This window comes from Pseudarthrobacter polychromogenes, assembly GCF_014644495.1.
In the GTDB taxonomy this organism is placed as follows: domain Bacteria; phylum Actinomycetota; class Actinomycetes; order Actinomycetales; family Micrococcaceae; genus Arthrobacter; species Arthrobacter polychromogenes.
In genome coordinates this window covers 328,389-347,680 of the sequence record NZ_BMKU01000001.1, presented here as the reverse complement: position 1 = coordinate 347,680, position 19,292 = coordinate 328,389, and the positions used below count along the sequence as shown (strand labels likewise).

The following is a 19,292-nucleotide window of genomic DNA, read 5'->3' as shown; positions in this document are numbered from 1 at the left end:
CCCACGCAGCGGCTGCGCCCCGGGCACTGCCGCTTCAAAGCCCGCGGCGGCCTGCCCACATCCCGTGCAGCAGCGGGACTGCAGAACCTGCCATGAGGATGCCGCCCAGGACGGCGTCGTCAGCCCGCACGATGGCGCCGGCGATGAGCAGGGCGGCAAACACCAGGGCAGAAGCAGAGCGCCGGTTGGTGCGGTCCAGGCGGGCGATCTGCCGTTCAAGACGGGGGTTGGCAACAGCGAGGGAGCCTTCCTCAAGCCGTCCAGCCAGTGCGTCCAGGCGCTTCGGCAGGCGCAGTGCGGTCGCTGCGGCGTCGAGGGCCTGCTGGGCCACGTCCTCCACGATGTTGCCGCGCTCGTCGCGCAGAAGCCTGGCGGCATACGGTTCCACGGAATCCCAGAGGTTGAAGCGCTCATCGAGCGAGCTGCACACCCCCGAGGTCAGCGACATCGCCCGGATGATGAGCAGGAAATTCTCCGGGAGCTGGAATGGCAGCGAGCGGACCACATCGCCGAACTCCACCGCGAAGTCACGGAACTCCCTCGGATCCACTTCCCGGAGCTCAGCGAACCCCATGCCGCCGAAGCGGGCGAAGAGATGCGTCATGGCGCGCTCCATCTCCACAGTGTCGGCTGACGGCGCCAGCACGCCGACGTCGTTGATCGCCGCCACCAGCCCCCGGCCGTCGCGCGCGGCGGCAGCAATCAGCAGCTTCCGGAGTCCGCTACGGGTGGAGGAGGTAATTTCGCCCATCATGCCGAAGTCGATGAATGTCAGCTTCCACGGGCGGTCGCCGGCCGGTGCGGTGACGGGAGTGACAAAGATATTTCCGGGGTGCGGGTCTGCATGGAAGAAGACGTTGGTGAACATCTGGTCGAACATGACGGCGGCGAACACCGGAGCCACCTCGGCCGGATCGATGCCCGCCGCCCGGAGGGCCCTGGCCTCCGTGATCTTGATGGCCGTGACGTCTTCAAGGGTGAGTACGCGGCGGGTGCTCCGCTCCCAGGCAATGCCGGGCACGCAGACCCTGCCGTCGTCGGAAAAATCGGCGGCGAAGCGTTCGGAATTCGCCGCCTCGTGCAGGTAGTCGATCTCCTCGAAACTGGTCTGCGCAAACTCCTCCACCAGGGCCGGCATATTGGCGCGGCTGGACACCAGGCGAATGCGGCTGAGCCAGCCGCCTACCTTACGCAGGGCTGCAAGGTCGACGTCGACAATCGCGTCAATGCCCGGACGCTGCACCTTGAGCACCACGTCGGTGAATCCGGTGTCGGCCGCATCCGATGCACGAAGGCGTGCCCGGTGCGCCTGCCCCAGCGACGCGGCAGCGATCGGTACCTCCTCCACGAAAGCGAACACCTGGTCCAGCGGAGCGCCCAACTCCACCTCAGCCAGGGCGCGGATCGAAGGAAACGGAACGGGCGGGACCTCGTCCTGGAGGCCCTCAAGCTCCCTGGTGATCTCGGGTGGCAGAATATCGAGCCTGGAGGAAAGGAACTGTCCCACCTTGATCATCAGGCCGCCCAGCTCCACGGCAAGTCCATGGAAGCGCCGGGCGAAGCGCTGCATCCGCCGCGACCGCGTACGTTCTGCGACCCGGGCTAGTCCGATCCGCGGGAGGAACAGTTCAAACCACCACGTCACTGCCAGGTTCCAGGCGGCAAAGCGCAGGATGCGCCGGTAGCGGGCACGGGTGTCCCCGGCGCCCGCGGCCGAAGCGGCACGATGCGGGCGGACAGACGCCACCCGCGTCAATCCTGGGCGAGGATCGCGTAGAGCCGGCGCCGTGCGTCGTCGAGCACCGCCACGGCCTGCTGCACCTGGTCCGGCGAGCCCGTGCGGCCCACCTGGGCTGCAGCCTGCGCGAGCTCCACCCCCGCTTTGGGCAAGGATCCAAACCCGCCGGGATGGGGCCCCGGCGAGTCCCAGGGCGTTGCTCCGTGGTCCTGCGCAACTTCCTCGCGGCCGGCCTCGGTCAGTGAATAGATCTTGCGACCGTTGGACTCCTCGGCGCTGATGGTGCCCTCGTCCGCGAGCAGCTGCAAAGTCGGGTAGACGGAGCCGGCGCTGGGCTTCCAGCTGCCGCCGCTGCGCTCCTCGATCTCGCGGATGATCTGGTAGCCGTGCATCGGCCGCTCAGCAAGGAGCGCCAGCACCGCGGACCGCACCTCACCCTTGCCAGCACGGGTTCCCGCGCGTTTCTCAAACCGTGAGCGCAGCTCCTCAACGGCCTGCCACATGCCGTCGATATTGCTTCCGCCGAATCCGGCTGCCGGGTATGAACCACGCATGATGATCTCCTTTGAAAACCGCCAACGATATACAACGATACTCAACGATACATCCACCGGAACGGGCGGTTGTTTCCACTGTGTGGCGGCATTCTGGATCGCCAAGTGGTGCTTCGCATCAGGGCCCGGAGTCTGCTCGGGTGCCGCTGCGTCTCGTATCCCTAGGGTTTCGAGACACCCAGGTTACGGGACACGTTGAGTCGTAAGGGGATTCTCCACCGGACACCAGGAGCGGGCGGTGCGCCTTGCCCGTCTTGGCAGGGTGGTTCCGAGTTCCCGTCAGTCGCCTAGGAGCCTGCGTTCGTGAGCGAATGCGATTAATTGCAATCTGGTACGCAGAGCCAGCTTGTCGAGGACGCTTCGCAAGTGTGTTTTTACTGTGGCATCGGAAACGAACAATGCTTCGGCTATGTCCCTGTTACTGAGTCCTTTGGCGGCTAGGAGAAACACGTCCCTCTCACGGACTGAGAGGACGTCCAGAACCGAGAGATCCGGGCCCACACTCGGACCGCGGCTCGCGGCGTGTTCGAATAGTGAGTGCACCGATCCTGGCGCTATGACTGAGTAGCCGGAATGAATGGTCCTGATTGCTGCCAGCAGGAATTCGGGTTCCGCGCTTTTGAGCAGATATCCGCTCGCCCCGGCCTGGACGGCATCCAAAACGGCGTGATCGCGGTTGAAGGTAGTAAGGGCAATTATCCGGGGCCTGTCAGAGTTGCAAGCATCTGCATCGTTGATAATTCGACGGGTGGCGGTGACTCCGTCCATGACAGGCATGCGCAAGTCCATGAGCATTACATCCGGACGGCGTTCGGCTGCCAGTGCCACGGCCTGTTCCCCGTCGGCGGCCTGGCCAACGAAATGCATATCGCTTTGGCTTTCTACAAGCATCCGGATACCGGCCAGGAACAGCGGCTGGTCATCAACCAAGGCAACGCTGATACGAGTTCCGGTTTCAGTCATTACGGTCCGCGTCTCCTGCGGCCGCCACTTGTAGGTCGTTATGCGTCAAAGAGTGCTCTTCGACGATGTTCTCGCGAGCGGAGTCCTCAACGTCTGTTAGGTAGGGGATAAATGCCGTGACACGGAACTGTTCGCCATCCGGTCCTGCAGTTATCCATCCCCCTGCTGAATGGGCACGCTCCCGCATGCCAGGAAGACCGCGTCCAAGGCGCTGTGGCCCTGCAATCACGGGGTGACCGTGTTTGCTGGAGGAAACTTCCGACGCCACATGAACCGTAAGCCCAGGCCCTGACCAGTTGAAGTGCAGACGGACTGCCGTGCCTCGCCCGCCATGCTTAAGAGCATTCGTGAGGCATTCCTGCACAATGCGGAAAACTGCCACCTGCTGTCCCCGAGACAGCTCCATGCGGGTTCCGGATTCGCTGGTCTGAATTTTTAGACTGCCATGCTGCAGCCCTTCGACTAGACCCTCAATATCAGTGAACTGCGGCTGGGGGACGGCCATACCGTCACCCCGCACCCCTTCAATGACACGTTGCGCGTCCACTAACGCAGTCCTCGCTGACCCTGCAATGTTTTCCAAGGCACCAAGAACTGCTTTCGGCTGATCTCTACTCAAGTACCGGCTGCCGTCCGCCTGCGCCGCGATAACAGCCAGAGAATGGGCAAGGACGTCATGAAGATCCCGGGCGATGCGCGTCCGTTCCTGCTCCACGATCAGATCGACCTCGGTCGCCTGCAGCGTCCTCTCCGCAAGCTCGCGTGCACGGAATAGGCTGCCCCTTTCCTGATACAGCGACAGCAGTAGACCGAGGCTGAAGCACGCCGCAGCGATCATCATTAGCAAGGCAAAGAGTTGCCAGCCGTTCCGAAGAAGGATCCCGCTGTCCCCACCAATTTGGCTGAACCAGCCCACTCCCGCGCCGTACCTCCATGACAGCATAAGGAAGGTCATGGAGGACGCGAAGAGTACGTTCGCGCCGGCAGCGGCAAGCCGCATCCGTCCCTGTGTGGTCCAAGCGATAAAGGCCAGCGCGATGAAGGAGCCAATGTAGATCGCCCAGTAGTTGGCGTACATGGGCGGAATCAGGTGAGCGAGCTGGCCGATGAGCAGCAGTCCAGTGAGCGCCAAGGAAACCGTCGGCTGCCAAACGGCGACCGCGATCGCCAGGGTCATCAACACGAGTGGCCAAGTGCCTTCCCAGGTATCCAAACTTCCTGGACCCCAATGGCCTCCGTTGGGTCCCATCCGGCCCGCTTCAGCCACACACCAAAGGGCAAAGAAAATGCCGGCCGCAACTGGGGCGCCCCAACGCCGCGCAAACTTCAGAATTGGTTCCATGCCTGTCACCCTATCCACGGCAATCAGGCCCACCAGGCCATATCGGCCCGATCTCCACCTAGAAGCTAGGACAATTCAACCTTCAGGTCAGCATGCAAACCCCTGTTGGCCGGTGCCCCGTCTTCTTCGATCCGCCGCATACCTGCTGGCCGCCCGGTAGAGGATCCTTCAGCAGCGCGCGGTTACTCGTCGTAGCCGCTTGCTCGGCGCAGGTCGACGGTTAGAGCGCGGGGATTGTTTATCTGTCCAGGCATCTCAGGCTTGCTCGGAATCTGTCCCCAAGGGCGGACGAGGCCGTCTCCTTGATACCGAGGAATGAGGTGAACATGCAGGTGAAACACGTCCTGCCATGCCGCCTCGCCGCTGCTCTGAATCAGGGTCAGTCCTTGGGGATGCAGCTGTCGCTTGAGGATGCTGGCAACGCTCCAGACACCTCGCATTACGGCTGAAAATTCATCACCTCCCACATCGAACACGTTGACCGCGTGTATGCGTGGCACGACCAAGGTGTGTCCTCGAGTCGCTGGGGCGATATCGAGAAAAGCCACGACGTCATTGTCGGCAAAGAAAATTTGGTTGCCGGGATCACGCTCCACGATGCCGCAGAACAGACAATCGTCCCGGTCGGATTCTTGAACTTCTGGTTCCATGCTCCATGTGTACACGACTGGAACGTGTGCCGTTAGCCGGTGGTCAAGCGCGTAGCCAAGCCTGCTTTCTGCATCAGCGCGGTCACTAGCCTCCATACGCACGTTTACCCCGACGATGAAATGCACGGTGAAGGTGTCCTAAACGCTACTCTCCAAGTTGTCTGGAAACCCTTGGGAAACGAGACGTCTCAACGAGCTAACAGTCGTCTGACCTGCACGGTCACAGATTTTCTGTGGAATTTTGGACGCGCGATGGCATTGGCGATTCTCGTAACTATGTCTCATAACCTTTTGGCAAAAATCGAGTACTTGTCCTTAGTTATGAGACACCTCGAAGCAGCCCGTGACGAAACTGATTTGCTACCCAGTAGCCCGGCCCAACAGCGCTCCACTAATCGAGAACAGGCGGACCTTCTGGCCTCCGGCGTCCGCCGCTTATGACCACTACGTTGAGTACGGCATCTCTGGAGCGAGAGCTGCACGCCCCTATGTCGTCCGGCCCTCGAGGCGCTGATCGAAACGACACCCGGGCCATCTCAACCCTGGACAGACTCGGGCAATCCATCCAGCGCATGCCCGTCTTCGACGACGAACCCGGCAACGCAGACTGCGATCCCGAAGCGCAAGGTGCCCGCGAGCCCGGGATGTACCGGGCAGTCTTCTGCAGGCGGTCACAAGCATCCATGAACAAGCCAGTTAGCGGCGCCAAAAGACCGGCGATCCACCTCCGTGCTCCACCCCCGGCAGTCCCGTCAGGTTTTTCGCAGTGTGAGGATCTGCTCCGCGCGCCCGAACGGCCCCTGGAGGTCGTGCAGGACTGTGGAGGTCAGCCCTATTCCGTCCCCGCCGAACGAGACGGCGTTGTCCAGGCCCAGCCACTCCCCTTCGGGCCGGCGGTACATGTGGATCTGCAGGTCAAGGTTGGGAAAGGAGTAGCTGTCCTTGCCGGGCGGGACCCTGGCCGCGATGCCGTTGGCCGTGTCCACCATGCCCATGAGCCGGGCCAGGTCACCGCTGTCCGCGCGGTCCGTCAAAGGATGTTCGGTCCGGAGCCAGACCTTTCCGGCCCCGGGCCTGTGCCCTTCCGCAACCCGCATCTCCAGCGAGCGGATGTAGCCACCGGGCCACACGGACGCGCCGTCGTACGGCTTGCAGTCTTCCGGACCGGGAATGGGGGTATCCTCGATGGCGGCTACCGGTGTTGTATCGCTGGTGGCCAGCCGCCAGGCGGTGGCACGGATGGCGGTGCGCCCGCCCGCCACCAGCTCGGCCTGCAGGAGTTCGATGGTCTTTCCGGGCCGGAGGGTGGTGGCCGCGATCTGGAATTCGCCGCCTGGGATAAGGCCGAGGATCTCGTAGCTGATCCGGCCCATCCGCATGTCCGGCCGCGGGTCATGGCGTTCCAGGCTGTCCGCAAGCAGGCCCGACGCCGGCGCCATGTGCTGCTCGTGGACGTTCCAGGCACCCTGGGCATGGATGGTGGAACGGAAACGGCCTCCGCCCAGGTTCAGGTAGTAGAAGTTTCCTTTAGCCAGTTCAGGCAGCTCTGCGGTCAACGTTGGCCCCTTCGGAGTTCCAGTGAATCGGCCTTAACTCTATCCGCGCCGGGTGCCGCTGCTGCGCCGGACCCGGGCACGGCATTTCACCCAAAGGGACGCGGCGAAATGTTGGCCACTGGTGGGATCCATCCGACTAGACTCAGGAACTGGTCCTGTCAGCAACCCTCGGAAGAGGTGTTCCATGCGCGTCATCAGCTACAACCTCCGCAAGCACAAGGCGAGCGGCGAACTCCTCGCCCTGGCGCGGAACCATGACATTGATGCGCTCTGCCTCCAGGAGGTGGATTCCAGTGATCTTCCCGAAACCCTGGGGCCACTGCATCTGGCGGATGCCACCAAGGGCAACCGGCTGGGGCTGGCCATCTACTACCGCACCAGCCGCTTCACCGCCCTGGACACCCAGTCCTTCGCCCTGAAGAAGTCGATGCATGACCGCGTCCTGGCCCCGGCCCATGAGCGGCTTATCGGCACCCGGGTCATGGACAACGAAACGCAGCATGAACTGGTGATCGGCTCGTTTCACGCTGCCCCGCTCACCGCGTCCAACTCGCTCCGGCGCAAGCAGATCCACGCGGCCCATGCGGAGCTGCTGAGTATGGGCAAAGGCCTGATGACCCTGATGGTGGGCGATTTCAACTACCCGTTCTTCACCAAGAACCTGGACCTGCACATGAAGAACTCGGGCTATGCACTCTCTCTGAGCAACAGGCGCACGTACACCCGGTACAAAGTGTTCAAGGGCCACTTCGATTTCGCGACGTCGCTGGGCCTGGATATCGAAAGCGTGGAGACCCTGCCGCGGGGCAACTCAGACCACCTCCCCATCCTGGTCAAGGCGGAATACGGCCCGGACTACTAAGACTCGAGCCTTGCACGGAGGTCCGGCCAGGACGCTTCAAATCCGGGGTGCAGTTCCATGCCGGCCACCTCGGGCAGTGGCACCCACCGGAGTTCCAGGCTTTCGGGATCGCTGATCACGGGATCAAAGGGCTCCCTCACCAGCACCACAACCGTGGTGTAGCTCCAGTACCCCACGTCCAGCAGGGACGTGAAGAGCACCTCCACATTGTCCGCGGGCACGGCGGCTTCCTCATAGGCTTCCCGGAGCGCGCCGGTGACGGCCTCCTCGCCCTCATGGAGTGCGCCGCCGGGCAGCCCCCATGTTCCGCCGTTGTGGCTCCACACGGCCCGGTGCTGCAGCAGCACCCCCTTGCCGGGATCGTAAGCCAGCACCCCGGCCGCGCCGAAACGCCCCCAAAAGCGCCCGCGGCTTCCCTCGACCCAGGCGTCGCCGGGGTCCCTGGGACCGGTACGGACGGGAGGGGCGGAGGACGCGGTGGACGCCGGAAAGTGATCCATCGCTCCAGTCTGACAGGTGCAACGGGTGGGCTGCATCCGCCAGTCCGCTGCCCCGGTCAGGCCTGGTTCGCTGTACCGCGCTCGACGGCGAAATCACCGCCGGGGTACATGATGGTCTCGTGTCCGTCATCAAAGCGGACGCGGTAGGGCGGCGTTCCGCCCTGGCCGCGCACCTCAAGAATCACTCCATGCCGGTCCGCCGCCCCCACAGTCCTGCCGTGCACGATGATGCGGTCGCCCTGCGTTGCCTCCATGGCACTCACCTCCGAGCCCAGAGTACGACTGGCTGCCCGCCGGGAAAAGGGCTTGCGGTAACACCCGCCGGAAGGGTCCGCAGGAGAGGGCAAGAGGCCGGTCCTCGGGAAGCCGGCCGGCATGGCAGGATCTTTCCCATGCCGCTGAATCTTGTCCTGGTCGCCGATACCCATGTCCCCAAACGCGCGCGTGACCTTCCCGCACAGGTGTGGTCCGCCGTCGAAAGCGCCGACGTGGTCTTTCATGCCGGCGACTGGGTGTCCGCGTCCCACTTGGAAGAGTTCCGGCGGCGGAGCCGCCTGCTGGTGGGCGTCTATGGAAACAATGACGGACCGGAACTGCGCCGGAGCCTTCCGGAAACGGCGGAGATCACGCTGGAAGGCGTCCGCTTTGCCATGGTGCACGAGACCGGCCAGGCCAAGGGGCGTGAGGCCAGGTGCGAGGTCCAGTACCCGGAGGCGGACGTGCTGGTTTTCGGCCATAGCCACATCCCGTGGGACACCACCACCCCGCGCGGGCTGCGGCTGCTGAACCCGGGCTCGCCCACTGACCGCCGCCGGCAGCCGGCCTGCACGTTCATGACCGCCACGGTGGATTCCGGAAAGCTAAGGGACGTCCGGCTGCAAGAGGTCCTCCGGGATTGACCGGGTTTGGCAAGGGAGGCATCAGGTGCCTAGGCTTGGAACGGTAAGCATGCTTAGCTTTTGTCATCCGAGCACCAGGAGGACCACATGACAGACCAGTACACCTTCCGCAATCCGGTCACCGCGTACGAAAAGATCTCCCCGCCAAAGCAGCACCAGCCCGAGCCGGGACTGGATGCGGAGCTGGCACCCAAGGCCGACCTTGGCGAGGAGACCTACCGCGGTACCGGCAGGCTTGAAGGGCGCAAGGCGATCGTCACCGGCGCGGACTCAGGCATCGGTGCAGCAACGGCCATTGCCTTCGCCCGGGAGGGGGCCGACGTCGTTCTCTCCTACCTTCCGGAGGAAGAAGAGGATGCCGCCCGCATTGCGGGCCTCATCGAGGCCGCCGGGCGCAAGGCCATCAAGGTCCCCGGTGACCTCAAGGACGCGTCCGTGTGCCGCGACGTGGTGGACACTGCCGTGGCGGTACTGGGCAGCATCGACATCCTGGTCAACAACGCCGGGAAACAGGTGGCGCAGGAGGACCTCGCCGACATCACCGATGAGCAGTTCGACCACACCGTGAAAACCAATGTGTACGCGATGTTCTGGTTGACCAAGGCAGCACTCCCCCATATGCCGGCCGGGTCAACAATTATCAACACCACGTCCATCCAGGCCTACAGCCCATCCCCGACGCTGGTGGATTACGCCACCACCAAGGCCAGCATCAACAACTTCACGAAAGGCTTGGCGCAGCAGCTGGCGCCCAAGGGCATCCGCGTCAATGCGGTGGCGCCGGGTCCCATCTGGACCCCGCTGCAGGTCAGCAGCGGCCAGCCGAAGGAGGAGCTGCCTGAGTTCGGGCAGTCGACGCCGCTGGGCCGGGCCGGCCAGCCGGCGGAGCTCGCCCCCGCCTACGTCTTCCTCGCCTCACCGGAATCCAGCTATGTTGTGGGCGAAACGCTGAACGTCAACGGCGGCAGCCCCACGCCGTAGCTCCGGGCTGTACCGGAAAGATACCGACGGCGGTGCCCCGCGCCTGATGCGCGGGGCACCGCCGTCGGCCTTTTAGTTTCTGGCCCCTACTTCTCGTCCTCGCCTGCCAGCAGCTCGTCAGTGGCGGCGTCGGGCTGTCCATCGAAGAACTGGGCCAGGACCGTTTTGAACACCGTTTCCCCCGGAGCTGCCCGGAGGAACAGCGTCATGGAGGAGTGCAGCTTCCGGGCGTCGGTGCTCCCGAAGATGTCCTCCGCCGGGCCGCCTGAGTGGTTGGTGACGGCCAGGGCGGACTCGAGCAGCCGTGGGCCCAGCACCGTATGGGCCAGGTACTCCCGTGCTTCAGCCAGGGAGCTGATGGCGTACCGTCGTGACATTTCGCTGTGGCCCAGGCCCGCGAACTGCGGAAAGATGAACCACATCCAGTGGCCGGATTTCCGGCCCAGCTGCAGTTCCGCCAGCGCCTGGCCGTATGTGCCGCCGCTGTCCTGGGCGGCGACGAACCGGTCAAGGTTATGGGGATCGTTCATGGGTGTCTCCTTGTGGTGGGGCTTCGGGGGCGGCTTGCTGGTCAATATAGGCGGCGGCGGTGCGCAGCTGGCTGTCGGAGTCCGTCCGCCACCGGGCCAGGACCACGGCTGCGCGCTGCCGGTCCCGCCCGCCGAGCCCCGCCGGGAACGGCGCCACGACGTCGGACAGCAGCGGTTCCGCCAGTTCCCGGGTCCCGGCAGACCGCAGGAAGCCCTCAATACGGGTCAGGTCCGAGTGGCGCAGGAGTGCCCTGGTGGATTGCAGCAGCACAACAGCGGCGAGCCTGCGCTCAAAAACGGCCCGGGAACCGGGCCCGGGCTGGCCCCAGAGGGCGGACGCCAGCTGGACAACGGCGTCGTGGTCGAGGTCCTTGTATTTCCGGAGGGCGTCGCGGACGGTTCCCCGGACTGCGCCCACCGAGGAGCCGTAGGAAGCCAGCTGCCCGCCCAGCCTGTCCTCGACGTCGTCCGCCCGGTACCAGGCGCCCTCATTCTGCAGGGTGCGGTCAACGAAGCCTGCAGCAGCGGACACCCGGTCCAGGGTGCTGCTCATTGGCCGCGGCCCGCCGATGCGTGGCGGATACAGAACGGGGTCCACGGCCGTGCTTCCAGCCTGCCTTCGGCGATGGCTTCCCCGCAGACGGCACAGGTCCCGTAGGTGCCGGCGGCAATCCTGGCCAGGGCGGCGTCCACCTGGTCCAGCCCTCGGCTGCTTTGCTTCAGCAGGGCGGACGCCTGGGACAGCTCGAAAGCGATGGTGGAGCCTTCCGGGTCATGTTCGTCGTCCACATTCGAATCCTGGCGCGCCGAGTTTGCGGAGGCGATGTCTGCGTGCAGGGCCGGCAGGAGGGCCACCTTCCGCTCCCGTTCCTCCTCAAGAAGGATCCGGAAGCGTTCATAGTCAGGCATGGGAAAAGCCTACGCGGGGTCAGTACCAGTTCTTTGCCATGGAGTGGTTCCAGGCGGCGCAGGGCGAGCCGTACCGCTCCCTGATGTAGCCCAGCCCCCAGTCGATCTGCGTCCGGTAGCTGGTAAGCCAGTCGGCACCGGCACTTGAGTACTTGCCTGGCGGGAGGGCCTGCGCGACTCCGTAGGCGCCGGAATAGGGGTTGGTGGCGGTGGTCAGCCAGTTCGATTCCTTGGTCCACAGCTGGGCCAGGCAGAGGAACTGGTCCTGGCCCCAGCCATGGGCGCCCAACCTGCTGGAGGCGTAGCTTTTGGCTCCTGCCGGGTCATTGACCGCGCCGCCGGGGAGGGAAGGCACGACGACGGGCGGCGGGCTTGGCGGCGCAGGGGGCGGGCTGTCCGGGGCAGGGGTTGTCGGGGCCGGGTTTGCCGGAGCCGGATTGACGGGCGCGGGGGCTGGGCCGCCGGGCTGGGGCGCTTCCGGAGCCGCGGGCCGGGGAGCGGGCAGCGGCGCGGGCCGGGCAGCTGCGTCGGCCTGCCGGCGGGACTGTTCTTCAGCCGCGGCGCGTTTGGCCGCCTGGGATGCCTCGTAGGCGGCCAGCGCCGCCTGGCCCTGCCGGTAGGCGTTCTCCACCTCCGCCGTCGTGCCTTTGAGCGACGCCAGCTGCGCCGTTAGCTGCCCGCTGCGTTGCTTTTCCTCCGCCGCCTGGCGGGTCACGGCGTCCTGGGCGGACCGGGCCTCCGTGAGCCTGGCGTCGGCTTCAAGGGACAGCCGCCCGCGCTCATCCTTCGCAGCCTGTTCCTGGGCCGCCAGCGCAGCAGCAACCTTTCCTGCGGCCGACGCCTTGTGCACGAGCGCGGCGGTCTTGTCCCCCACGATCTGCACCACGTTGAGCCCGTGCACGGTGTTGCCCTGGACGGCGTCGAGGGCAACAAAGAACCCCATGTTCGTACCGCCGGTTTTGTATGACTGGGCCGCCAGCGCACCGAGCTCTTTCCTGTACTGGACCAGTTTAGAGTCAGCCTGCGCGGTCTGCGCCGCCAGGACTTCCACCCTTGCAGATGCAGCCTGCAAAGCCGCGTCCGTCACCGCGTACTCCGCCGCCGCCTGCACCGCGGCGGAGCCTGCGGCCTCGGACTGGTCCTGAAGGGCGGACAGCAAACCACCTATCCTGGCAATTTCCGCGGCCTTTTTGGCCTCGCTCTCCTTCGCGTCCTGCACCTCCTCCCAGGACGGGAAATCGCCGGGCGGGACCTCCGCAGCACCTGCCGGCGTGAGCCATAGGGTTCCCACCAGCGCACACGAAAGAAGCACCGCGGCGAGCCGCGCCCTGGGTTTGGTAACGAACCGGCACATAGTCGGGAAGCCTACCGCCTTCATCCTCAGGTTGAAGGCGGACGTTTCTACATCGTTATGGACCGAAGGCAGTTACGTTGACGGGAAGGACAGAAGTGCCGGCCTCTTACAGATGCTGGCCGAACCAGGCAAGGGTGTCATTCCACGCGGCCGTCGCCTGGGCTTCGTTGTAGCGGTCGCCGGTGTCGTTGTGGAAGGCATGGTCCACACCAGGGTAGACCGCGATTTGGTGGACAACACCGGAGGCTGCCAGCGCATCCTTGAGCGCAGGCATGGGCCCGGTAATGCGTTGATCAAGTTCAGCGTAGACCCCGAATACGGCCGCCTTGATGTCCGGTACTTTGGCCAGGTCAGGGGCGGGTCCGTAAAATGCCGCGGTTGCTTTCAGGCCGACCAGTTCGGTGGCCGCCTGCCAGGTGATGCCGCCGCCGAAGCAGTAGCCGGTCATGGCGACGCGGCCGCCGTCCACGAAGTCCTGGGCCTGGAGGTACTCCAGTGCTGCCGCGAAGTCCGCCACATGCCGCTGGGCGCCGGCCTGGGTGAGGGCGCCGGGTACAGCGTCCCGGTCCATGCCGGCTGTCCCGCCTTCTCGGCTGAGCAGGTCGAGCGCAAGGGCCGCATACCCCTCCTTCGCGAAGCGGCGGGCAACGTCCTCGATATGAGGCGTCAGCCCGCGGTTCTCATGGCAGATCAACACGGCGGGAGCGCGCCCTTCCTGCTCGGGCCTTGCCAGGTAGGCACTGACCGAGGCGCCGCCGGACGGAAACTGGACGGACGCCGTCGTCAATCCTGGCGCCCCCTCCGGGACAGAGAGCGGGCTTTTGGCCCCGGGCACCGCTCCCGACCCCGCTGTCCCGGTGGTCCCGGCAGCGGACGACGGGGAGGGTTCCGGGGTGGGCATGGGGTCGGTGCTCCGTGGCACCTCGCTGGGCGTGCAGCCCACCAGCAGCATCGCCGCCGACGCCGCCGCCATGCTGCCGGTGATGAAGGCAACACGCCGGGTGAAGGTCCGCTGGCTCAGTGCGCCGGTCCGGTAGTCATCGAAGAATTCCTCAATCAGGTATTTCTCATACTTGCCAAGCTGGGTCACAGTCTGCCTCCTCGGGGGTGCCGAACATACTCCTCCCCCAGCCAGCTCCGGACAAGGTTCCCCGGCGATCTTTGCCTTTCCTTTATGGATTCGTGATGAGAAACACTCCCGGCAAAATCGGCGAGCCTGTTCTGCGCACTGATGCCCATGGGTCACGCGTAATCCAGTCGATAGCGAAACCGAGAGAATCGCCTCGCATGTTATCCAAATGTGACAATGGGTGCTAAGTCGGGTTATGGTCTTCAGGTGTCCCTCCCAGACGGGACATTCCCCGTCAGAATGCCGAGCCCTGCCACTGACCCGGGAACCAACGCTTTCCAGCTGGCAGGGACGGGGGAACCAAGTTTCCGCGGCCTTTGAAGGCCTTGGGGTTAAGTCGACAGCGCGTCCGTTCCATTCGGAGGTGTTGCCGGCCGGGTATCTCCAACCCGAACCCGACAGCTCACCCCGCAGGCATGGGAGAGGCGATCAACTGTGTCAAAAAATTCCACCACTGCCCGTCACCGCGCAACCCCGGCCCGCTCCATCGCGATCGAAGGGCTGGCTGTTTCGGCCAAGTCCCTGGGCCGTCCGGCTCTCGCCGTAGCAGCAGCCTCCGGCATTGCCTTCGGCGTAGGCGCCCCGGCCCACGCCGGTGTGAACGGTCCGGACACCACCGAGACCGCTAGCGTCCAGGCGTCGGCCGCCCCTGCTGCAGCAGTCGCAGCCCCCGCCGCAGCAGCCGGCAACGTCCACACGGTTGTATCGGGCGACACCCTTGGTGCCATTGCGTCGATGCATGGTGTCAGCCTGAATGACGTCCTGTCAGCCAACGGGCTTTCCGTCTCCACGATCATCTACCCCGGTGACCAGATTCAGATTCCTGCTGCCGGTTCCGCTCCGGCTGCCCCGGCGCCGGCCTACGTCGCACCGGCTGCAGCACCGGCACCGGCACCGGTCCAGACCGCTGCTGTTACTACCCCGGCGAACACCGGAATGAACATGTCCTACGCGTCCGCACCGGTTGCAGCCACGGGCAGCGGCGCCGGAGCAGCCATCCTGGCCAACGCCTACGGCCAGGTGGGCCAGATCCAGGACTGCACCGCCATGGTGGAGAAAGCCCTGCGTACGGTCGGCAAGTCGGTCGGCGACCTTGCCCCGGGCCAGTTCTACCAGTACGGCACCACCGTGGGCACCCCCGCTCCCGGCGACCTGGTGATCACCGCCGGCCACGTGGGCGTTTACGCCGGCGACGGCCAGGTTGTCAGCGGCGGCGTGAACGGCAACCAGACCGCCGTTCACTCCATCAGCTGGCTCAGCGGCGCTTCCTTCGTCCGCGTGGCGTAGTCACCACAGACACAGACACAGGCGCAGCCGGCCCACAGGGGCCAGGCCACTCCAGCCAAGGCGGCAGCCGGGTTCTCCCGGCTGCCGCCTTTGTCATGCTTCCACGGTTTTCATTCTTGGTCCGTCCGGAGCCCAGCGCCGCCCGGGGTCAGGTACCGCAGAAGGTCCGGTAGGTGCCGAAGTCCTCCGGCGGCCCCTCGGTGTAGCGCTCCAGCCCCTGGCGTTCCTCGAACGGGGACTTCACCACCTCCAGGAGGCGGTTGAAGTGGCCCATGTCCCCGGCTGTTGCCGCCGCCAGCGCTTCCTCCACCAGATGGTTGCGGGGTATGTACACCGGGTTGACGCTGTCCATCAGCCCGGCGTCGCGCTTCAGGCCGGCCCAGCGCCCAGCCCAGGCATCAAACGCGGCGAGATCCAGGCCCATGTCCCGCGCCGGCCTGGTATCGCCCCTGGCGGCCTGGCCAAGGCTCCGGAAGAACTGTGTGTAATCGACAGGTCCGTCTTTCAGCAGGGCGATCACCCCGTCCACCAGTGCCGACGCCTCGTCCCCCTCTTTGCTTCCGGCCGGCCCGCCGTTGATGCCAAGCTTTGCCTTCATGCCGTTGAACCAGGCATCGCTGTACTGGCTGCGGAACTTCCCCAGCGCCTCCACTGCGGGGGCGACTGCCTGTTCCTGGTCCTCGTGGAAGAGCGGCAGCATGGCCTCCGCCAGCCGCGCCAGGTTCCACTCAGCCACCACCGGCTGGTTGGCGTAGGCGTAGCGGCCGCTGACGTCAATGGAGCTGTACACGGCCCCGGGATTGAAAGCGTCCATGAAGGCGCAGGGGCCGTAGTCGATGGTTTCGCCGGAAATGGTCATGTTGTCCGTGTTCATAACGCCGTGCACAAACCCCACCAGCATCCACCGGGCCACCAGCCCGGCCTGGGCGGCCACCACCGAGGCGAACAGTTCCAGGTAGGGATGTTCAGCCTGGGCTGCGTCCGGGTAGTGCCTGCTGATGGCATGGTCCGCCAGCCGGCGCAGGAGCTCCATGTTGTCCGTGGCCCGGGCATATTGGAAGCTGCCCACCCGGAGATGGCTGCTGGCCACCCGGGCCAGGACGGCGCCGGGCAGCATCGTGTCCCGCCGCACCGGGCGTCCTGTGGCCACAACGGCCAGGGCCCGGGTGGTGGGGATGTTCAAGGCGTGCATTGCCTCGCTCACAAGGTATTCCCGCAGCATGGGGCCGACGACGGCACGGCCGTCGCCAGCCCGGGCGAAGGGTGTGCGGCCGGAGCCTTTGAGATGCACGTCCCGCCGGCGCCCGCCAACGTCCACCAGTTCGCCGAGCAGGAGCGCCCGGCCGTCGCCGAGCAGCGGTGAGTAGCCGCCGAACTGGTGCCCGGCGTATGCCTGGGCAACCGGGGTGGCCCCGGCCGGGACATGGTTCCCCAGGAGCAGCCGCACGCCTTCGGGGGTCTTCAGGTATTCAGGGGCAAGTCCCAGCTCGCCGGCCAGGGCATCGTTGAGAACCAGGAGCCCGGGTTCGGGCGCTTCCTCGGCCTGCCAGGGAACGGCGAGTTCCGGGAGTTCACTGGCGAAAAGTCCTTCGAAGGTGACAGTTGATTCTGCTGCTGCAGTCATGAATCAACCCTAGCGCCGTCGTTTGTCCTGCGGTTGATCAGCCAGGTGATAAGCCACAGGATGACTCCAATGGCCATCAGTCCGCCGGCGATCTGGTACTGGATGATGTTCCTGCCCACCCAGGGTCCGGCAAGGAATGCGCACAGGGCGGCGGCAACGAGCGGAAGCTGGCCCGGGGACGTGAAGAACACCTTGCGGTGGGGGTCCCGTTTGCGGCGCAGCACCACGCAGGCCACGTTGACCACCGTGAAAACGCACAGCAGCAGGAAGGCGGTGGTGCCGGACAGGTTGGCCACAATGTTGCTTTCGGGATCACTGGTGACATACAGGATGAGGCCCAGTGCCAGGACAGTGGAGAATGCAATTCCCGCCCACGGGGTGCGCCGGACGGGAAGGACCTTGCCCAGCTGGCGGGGCAGGACGTGCTGGCGGGCCATGCCGTAAATCAGCCGGCTGGCCATCAGCATGTTGATGAGGGCCGTGTTGGCGACCGCGAAGACTGCCAGGAAGGGAAAGACCCTGTCGATCGGGAAGTCCGGCGAGCCCTTGTGGACCACTTCCAGCAGGGCCGCGCCCTCAGCTTCCCGGATGCCCTCGAGTTCGGTGGGCGTGAGGACGCTCACCACGGACACCGCCACCAGCATGTAGAGCAGGACTGCTATGCCCAGGCCGGTGAGCATGGTGCGGGGAAAGATTTTCTCGGGGTTCTGGGTCTCTTCCACCATGTTGACGGAGTCCTCGAAGCCCACCATGGCAAAAAACGCGATGGAGGTGGCTGCGGTGACGGCCAGGAAGAGTCCCTTGTCCTGGGAGTCGTTGAAGACGAAGATTTCGCCCGGGTTTCCGGTCCCCTGGGCCATGACAAAGAACCCGACGCCGATCACAATGCACAGTGCGGCCATCTCCACCACCGTGAGCACCACATTGAACTTGACGCTCTCCCCCACCCCACGCAGGTTGATGGCGGCCAGGAGGAGCATGAATCCAAGGGCAACCGCGGTGATCACGCCCTGACCGGGTTTGCCCATCCAGCCGTTGATCTCAAGGCCGCCAAAGAAGTTCTGGGCCAGGACGTTCGCAGAGGTGGACGCGCTGGTGATTCCGGAGCAGACCACCGCAAAGGCCACCAGGAAGGTGACGAAGTGGATCCCGAACGCCTTATGGGTGTACAGCGCGGCACCCGCCGCCTGTGGATACTGCGTAACCAGTTCAAGGTAGGAGAAGGCGGTCAGCGTGGCCACCACGAAGGCCAGCAGGAACGGCAGCCAGACGATTCCCCCCACGGTGCCGGCCATGGTTCCGGTCACCGCGTAAACACCCGCGCCGAGGATGTCCCCCACGATGAACAGCAGGAGGAGCTTGGGTCCCAGCACTCTCTTAAGCGTGGGCTCCTTGCCATGCGCGGTAACGTCTGACACTTCTTCTGAAGCTGCACTCACGAGTGACCTCCATGGCTGACTTGGCTGAACGAGGGGTTTGGCATCGATGCGGTGACCGGCCCGTGCTGCAGCGCGGCGCCTTGGGACCAGCGCCGCCGCCGGGGGAAGCCGATACGCTGCAGGTCCTCTGCGGCGATGACCGCCGCAGTACCCGCACTGGCGCGCGCCTGGGCCGAGAGCAGTGTGGCGTCGCCGCCGTACCGTGCGGAGAAGTGCGTGAGCACCAGGGTGCGGGCGCCGGCATGTGCCGCCATCTCTCCCGCCTGCCCTGCTGTGAGGTGGCGGTACTGGCCGGCCAGCCCGGCGTCGTCGTCGGCGAAGGTCGACTCGGCGACGAGGAGATCGACGCCGTCGGCCAGTTCCTCTGCGCCCGGGCAGGGCGCCGTGTCCATCACGAAGGCGAAACGCTGGCCCGGCCGGGCGGCGCTGACGTCATCAAGCCGCACCCCTGCCAGGTTCCCTTGGCGCTGCAGGCGCCCTGTGTCCGGCCCGGAGATCCCTGCCGCCTGCAGGCGTTCCGGCAGCAGAGTCCGGCCGTCCGGCTCGACCAACCGGTAGCCGTAGGTTTCTATGCGGTGCTTGAGGGGCCGGACTTCCAGGCCGTCAGCCACCGGTCCGCCTTCTCCGTGCGGGTGCAGCCCGAGGTCCACACCCGGTGTGCTGACGGACACGAGGGCCCGGACCACGTCCGCGCCGGAGGATGGGAAGTGGAGATGGACCGGGTGGGGCACGGCGTCGAGGGCCATGCGCGAAAGCACCCCCGGCAGCCCGAAGCAATGGTCACCGTGAACGTGTGTGAGGCAGATGCGGGTGATCATGTTCGCGGAAACCCCTGCGTGGATCATTTGGCGTTGCGTTCCCTCGCCCGGGTCGAAAAGCAGGCCCTCGCCGTCCCAGCGCAGGAGGTAGCCGTTGTGGTTCCGGGTCCGGGTGGGGACCTGGGACGCGGTGCCGAGGACGACGAGCTGGCGCATT

The 19,292-nt window shown here is 65.3% G+C and carries 20 protein-coding genes and 1 riboswitch; of the genes, 4 read left to right on the top strand and 16 right to left on the bottom strand.

Features of this window, described 5'->3' with window-relative positions; all coding sequences use genetic code 11:
* Positions 1 to 34 precede the first annotated feature (34 nt).
* The 6 genes from IEX43_RS01795 to IEX43_RS01770 all read right to left on the bottom strand — a co-directional run bounded on the left by IEX43_RS01795 (position 35) and on the right by IEX43_RS01770 (position 6,803).
* On the bottom strand, positions 35 to 1,747 hold the full coding sequence (locus IEX43_RS01795; protein WP_188808808.1) for an ABC1 kinase family protein: 1,713 nt from the start codon (positions 1,745 to 1,747) through the stop codon (positions 35 to 37).
* A 5-nt stretch (positions 1,748 to 1,752) separates the two neighbouring features.
* Positions 1,753 to 2,292 (bottom strand): PadR family transcriptional regulator, encoded by a 540-nt coding sequence (locus IEX43_RS01790; RefSeq protein ID WP_188808807.1) that lies wholly within the window; start codon positions 2,290 to 2,292, stop codon positions 1,753 to 1,755.
* Between the two features lie 279 nt (positions 2,293 to 2,571).
* On the bottom strand, positions 2,572 to 3,255 hold the full coding sequence (locus tag IEX43_RS01785; protein ID WP_188808806.1) for a response regulator: 684 nt from the start codon (positions 3,253 to 3,255) through the stop codon (positions 2,572 to 2,574).
* Positions 3,248 to 4,597 (bottom strand): sensor histidine kinase, encoded by a 1,350-nt coding sequence (locus IEX43_RS01780; RefSeq protein WP_188808805.1) that lies wholly within the window; start codon positions 4,595 to 4,597, stop codon positions 3,248 to 3,250. Before IEX43_RS01780 ends, IEX43_RS01785 begins: the two co-directional genes overlap by 8 nt.
* A gap of 182 nt (positions 4,598 to 4,779) precedes the next feature.
* Positions 4,780 to 5,247 (bottom strand): HIT family protein, encoded by a 468-nt coding sequence (locus IEX43_RS01775; RefSeq protein ID WP_188808804.1) that lies wholly within the window; start codon positions 5,245 to 5,247, stop codon positions 4,780 to 4,782.
* 752 nt (positions 5,248 to 5,999) lie between these two features.
* Positions 6,000 to 6,803, bottom strand: coding sequence for a thioesterase family protein (locus IEX43_RS01770; protein WP_188808803.1), 804 nt, complete (start codon positions 6,801 to 6,803; stop codon positions 6,000 to 6,002).
* 184 nt (positions 6,804 to 6,987) lie between these two features.
* Between IEX43_RS01770 and IEX43_RS01765 the strand changes: the two genes are divergently transcribed.
* Positions 6,988 to 7,665 (top strand): endonuclease/exonuclease/phosphatase family protein, encoded by a 678-nt coding sequence (locus IEX43_RS01765; protein WP_104185974.1) that lies wholly within the window; start codon positions 6,988 to 6,990, stop codon positions 7,663 to 7,665.
* Here the strand turns inward: IEX43_RS01765 and IEX43_RS01760 are convergent.
* Together IEX43_RS01760 and IEX43_RS01755 are read right to left on the bottom strand one after the other, a co-directional pair.
* Positions 7,662 to 8,165: an NUDIX domain-containing protein gene (locus IEX43_RS01760; protein ID WP_188808802.1), complete on the bottom strand. Its 504-nt coding sequence runs from the start codon at positions 8,163 to 8,165 to the stop codon at positions 7,662 to 7,664. The genes IEX43_RS01765 and IEX43_RS01760 overlap by 4 nt on opposite strands.
* Positions 8,166 to 8,221: 56 nt before the next feature.
* Positions 8,222 to 8,419: a DUF1918 domain-containing protein gene (locus IEX43_RS01755; protein ID WP_066276358.1), complete on the bottom strand. Its 198-nt coding sequence runs from the start codon at positions 8,417 to 8,419 to the stop codon at positions 8,222 to 8,224.
* 138 nt (positions 8,420 to 8,557) lie between these two features.
* Between IEX43_RS01755 and IEX43_RS01750 the strand changes: the two genes are divergently transcribed.
* On the top strand, positions 8,558 to 9,064 hold the full coding sequence (locus IEX43_RS01750) for a metallophosphoesterase family protein (protein ID WP_188808801.1): 507 nt from the start codon (positions 8,558 to 8,560) through the stop codon (positions 9,062 to 9,064).
* A gap of 87 nt (positions 9,065 to 9,151) precedes the next feature.
* The gene (locus tag IEX43_RS01745; protein WP_188808800.1) at positions 9,152 to 10,045 is read left to right on the top strand and encodes a glucose 1-dehydrogenase; all 894 of its coding nucleotides are present in this window, start codon (positions 9,152 to 9,154) and stop codon (positions 10,043 to 10,045) included.
* Positions 10,046 to 10,131: 86 nt separating this feature from the next.
* On the opposite strand, the gene IEX43_RS01740 is transcribed toward IEX43_RS01745, so the two are convergent.
* The 5 genes from IEX43_RS01740 to IEX43_RS01720 form a co-directional block, all read right to left on the bottom strand.
* Positions 10,132 to 10,575 carry a DUF1810 domain-containing protein gene (locus tag IEX43_RS01740; RefSeq protein WP_188808799.1) on the bottom strand — a complete coding sequence of 148 codons (444 nt, stop codon included), beginning with the start codon at positions 10,573 to 10,575 and terminating at the stop codon, positions 10,132 to 10,134.
* The gene (locus tag IEX43_RS01735) at positions 10,559 to 11,128 is read right to left on the bottom strand and encodes a DNA alkylation repair protein (protein WP_188808798.1); all 570 of its coding nucleotides are present in this window, start codon (positions 11,126 to 11,128) and stop codon (positions 10,559 to 10,561) included. The genes IEX43_RS01740 and IEX43_RS01735 overlap by 17 nt, the downstream gene beginning before the upstream one ends.
* Positions 11,125 to 11,484, bottom strand: coding sequence for a TraR/DksA family transcriptional regulator (locus tag IEX43_RS01730; RefSeq protein WP_188808797.1), 360 nt, complete (start codon positions 11,482 to 11,484; stop codon positions 11,125 to 11,127). Before IEX43_RS01730 ends, IEX43_RS01735 begins: the two co-directional genes overlap by 4 nt.
* Before the next feature lie 19 nt (positions 11,485 to 11,503).
* Positions 11,504 to 12,838: an aggregation-promoting factor C-terminal-like domain-containing protein gene (locus IEX43_RS01725; protein WP_188808796.1), complete on the bottom strand. Its 1,335-nt coding sequence runs from the start codon at positions 12,836 to 12,838 to the stop codon at positions 11,504 to 11,506.
* Positions 12,839 to 12,944: 106 nt separating this feature from the next.
* Complete coding sequence (locus tag IEX43_RS01720) at positions 12,945 to 13,928, bottom strand: dienelactone hydrolase family protein (RefSeq protein WP_188808795.1); 984 nt, start codon at positions 13,926 to 13,928, stop codon at positions 12,945 to 12,947.
* Between the two features lie 301 nt (positions 13,929 to 14,229).
* Positions 14,230 to 14,399, top strand: a riboswitch (cyclic di-AMP (ydaO/yuaA leader).
* A gap of 3 nt (positions 14,400 to 14,402) precedes the next feature.
* Here IEX43_RS01720 and IEX43_RS01715 point away from each other — a divergent pair.
* Entirely contained in the window at positions 14,403 to 15,254 is an 852-nt protein-coding gene (locus IEX43_RS01715) for a C40 family peptidase (protein WP_188808794.1), read from the top strand.
* A gap of 148 nt (positions 15,255 to 15,402) precedes the next feature.
* On the opposite strand, the gene IEX43_RS01710 is transcribed toward IEX43_RS01715, so the two are convergent.
* Genes IEX43_RS01710 through IEX43_RS01700 form a run of 3 tightly spaced genes read right to left on the bottom strand, consistent with a single transcriptional unit; the run spans position 15,403 to position 19,291 of the window.
* Positions 15,403 to 16,878 (bottom strand): protein adenylyltransferase SelO, encoded by a 1,476-nt coding sequence (locus IEX43_RS01710; protein ID WP_188808793.1) that lies wholly within the window; start codon positions 16,876 to 16,878, stop codon positions 15,403 to 15,405.
* Complete coding sequence (locus tag IEX43_RS01705; RefSeq protein WP_188808792.1) at positions 16,875 to 18,317, bottom strand: APC family permease; 1,443 nt, start codon at positions 18,315 to 18,317, stop codon at positions 16,875 to 16,877. Before IEX43_RS01705 ends, IEX43_RS01710 begins: the two co-directional genes overlap by 4 nt.
* Complete coding sequence (locus IEX43_RS01700; RefSeq protein ID WP_188808791.1) at positions 18,314 to 19,291, bottom strand: ribonuclease Z; 978 nt, start codon at positions 19,289 to 19,291, stop codon at positions 18,314 to 18,316. Before IEX43_RS01700 ends, IEX43_RS01705 begins: the two co-directional genes overlap by 4 nt.
* Between the last annotated feature and the right edge of the window lies 1 nt (position 19,292).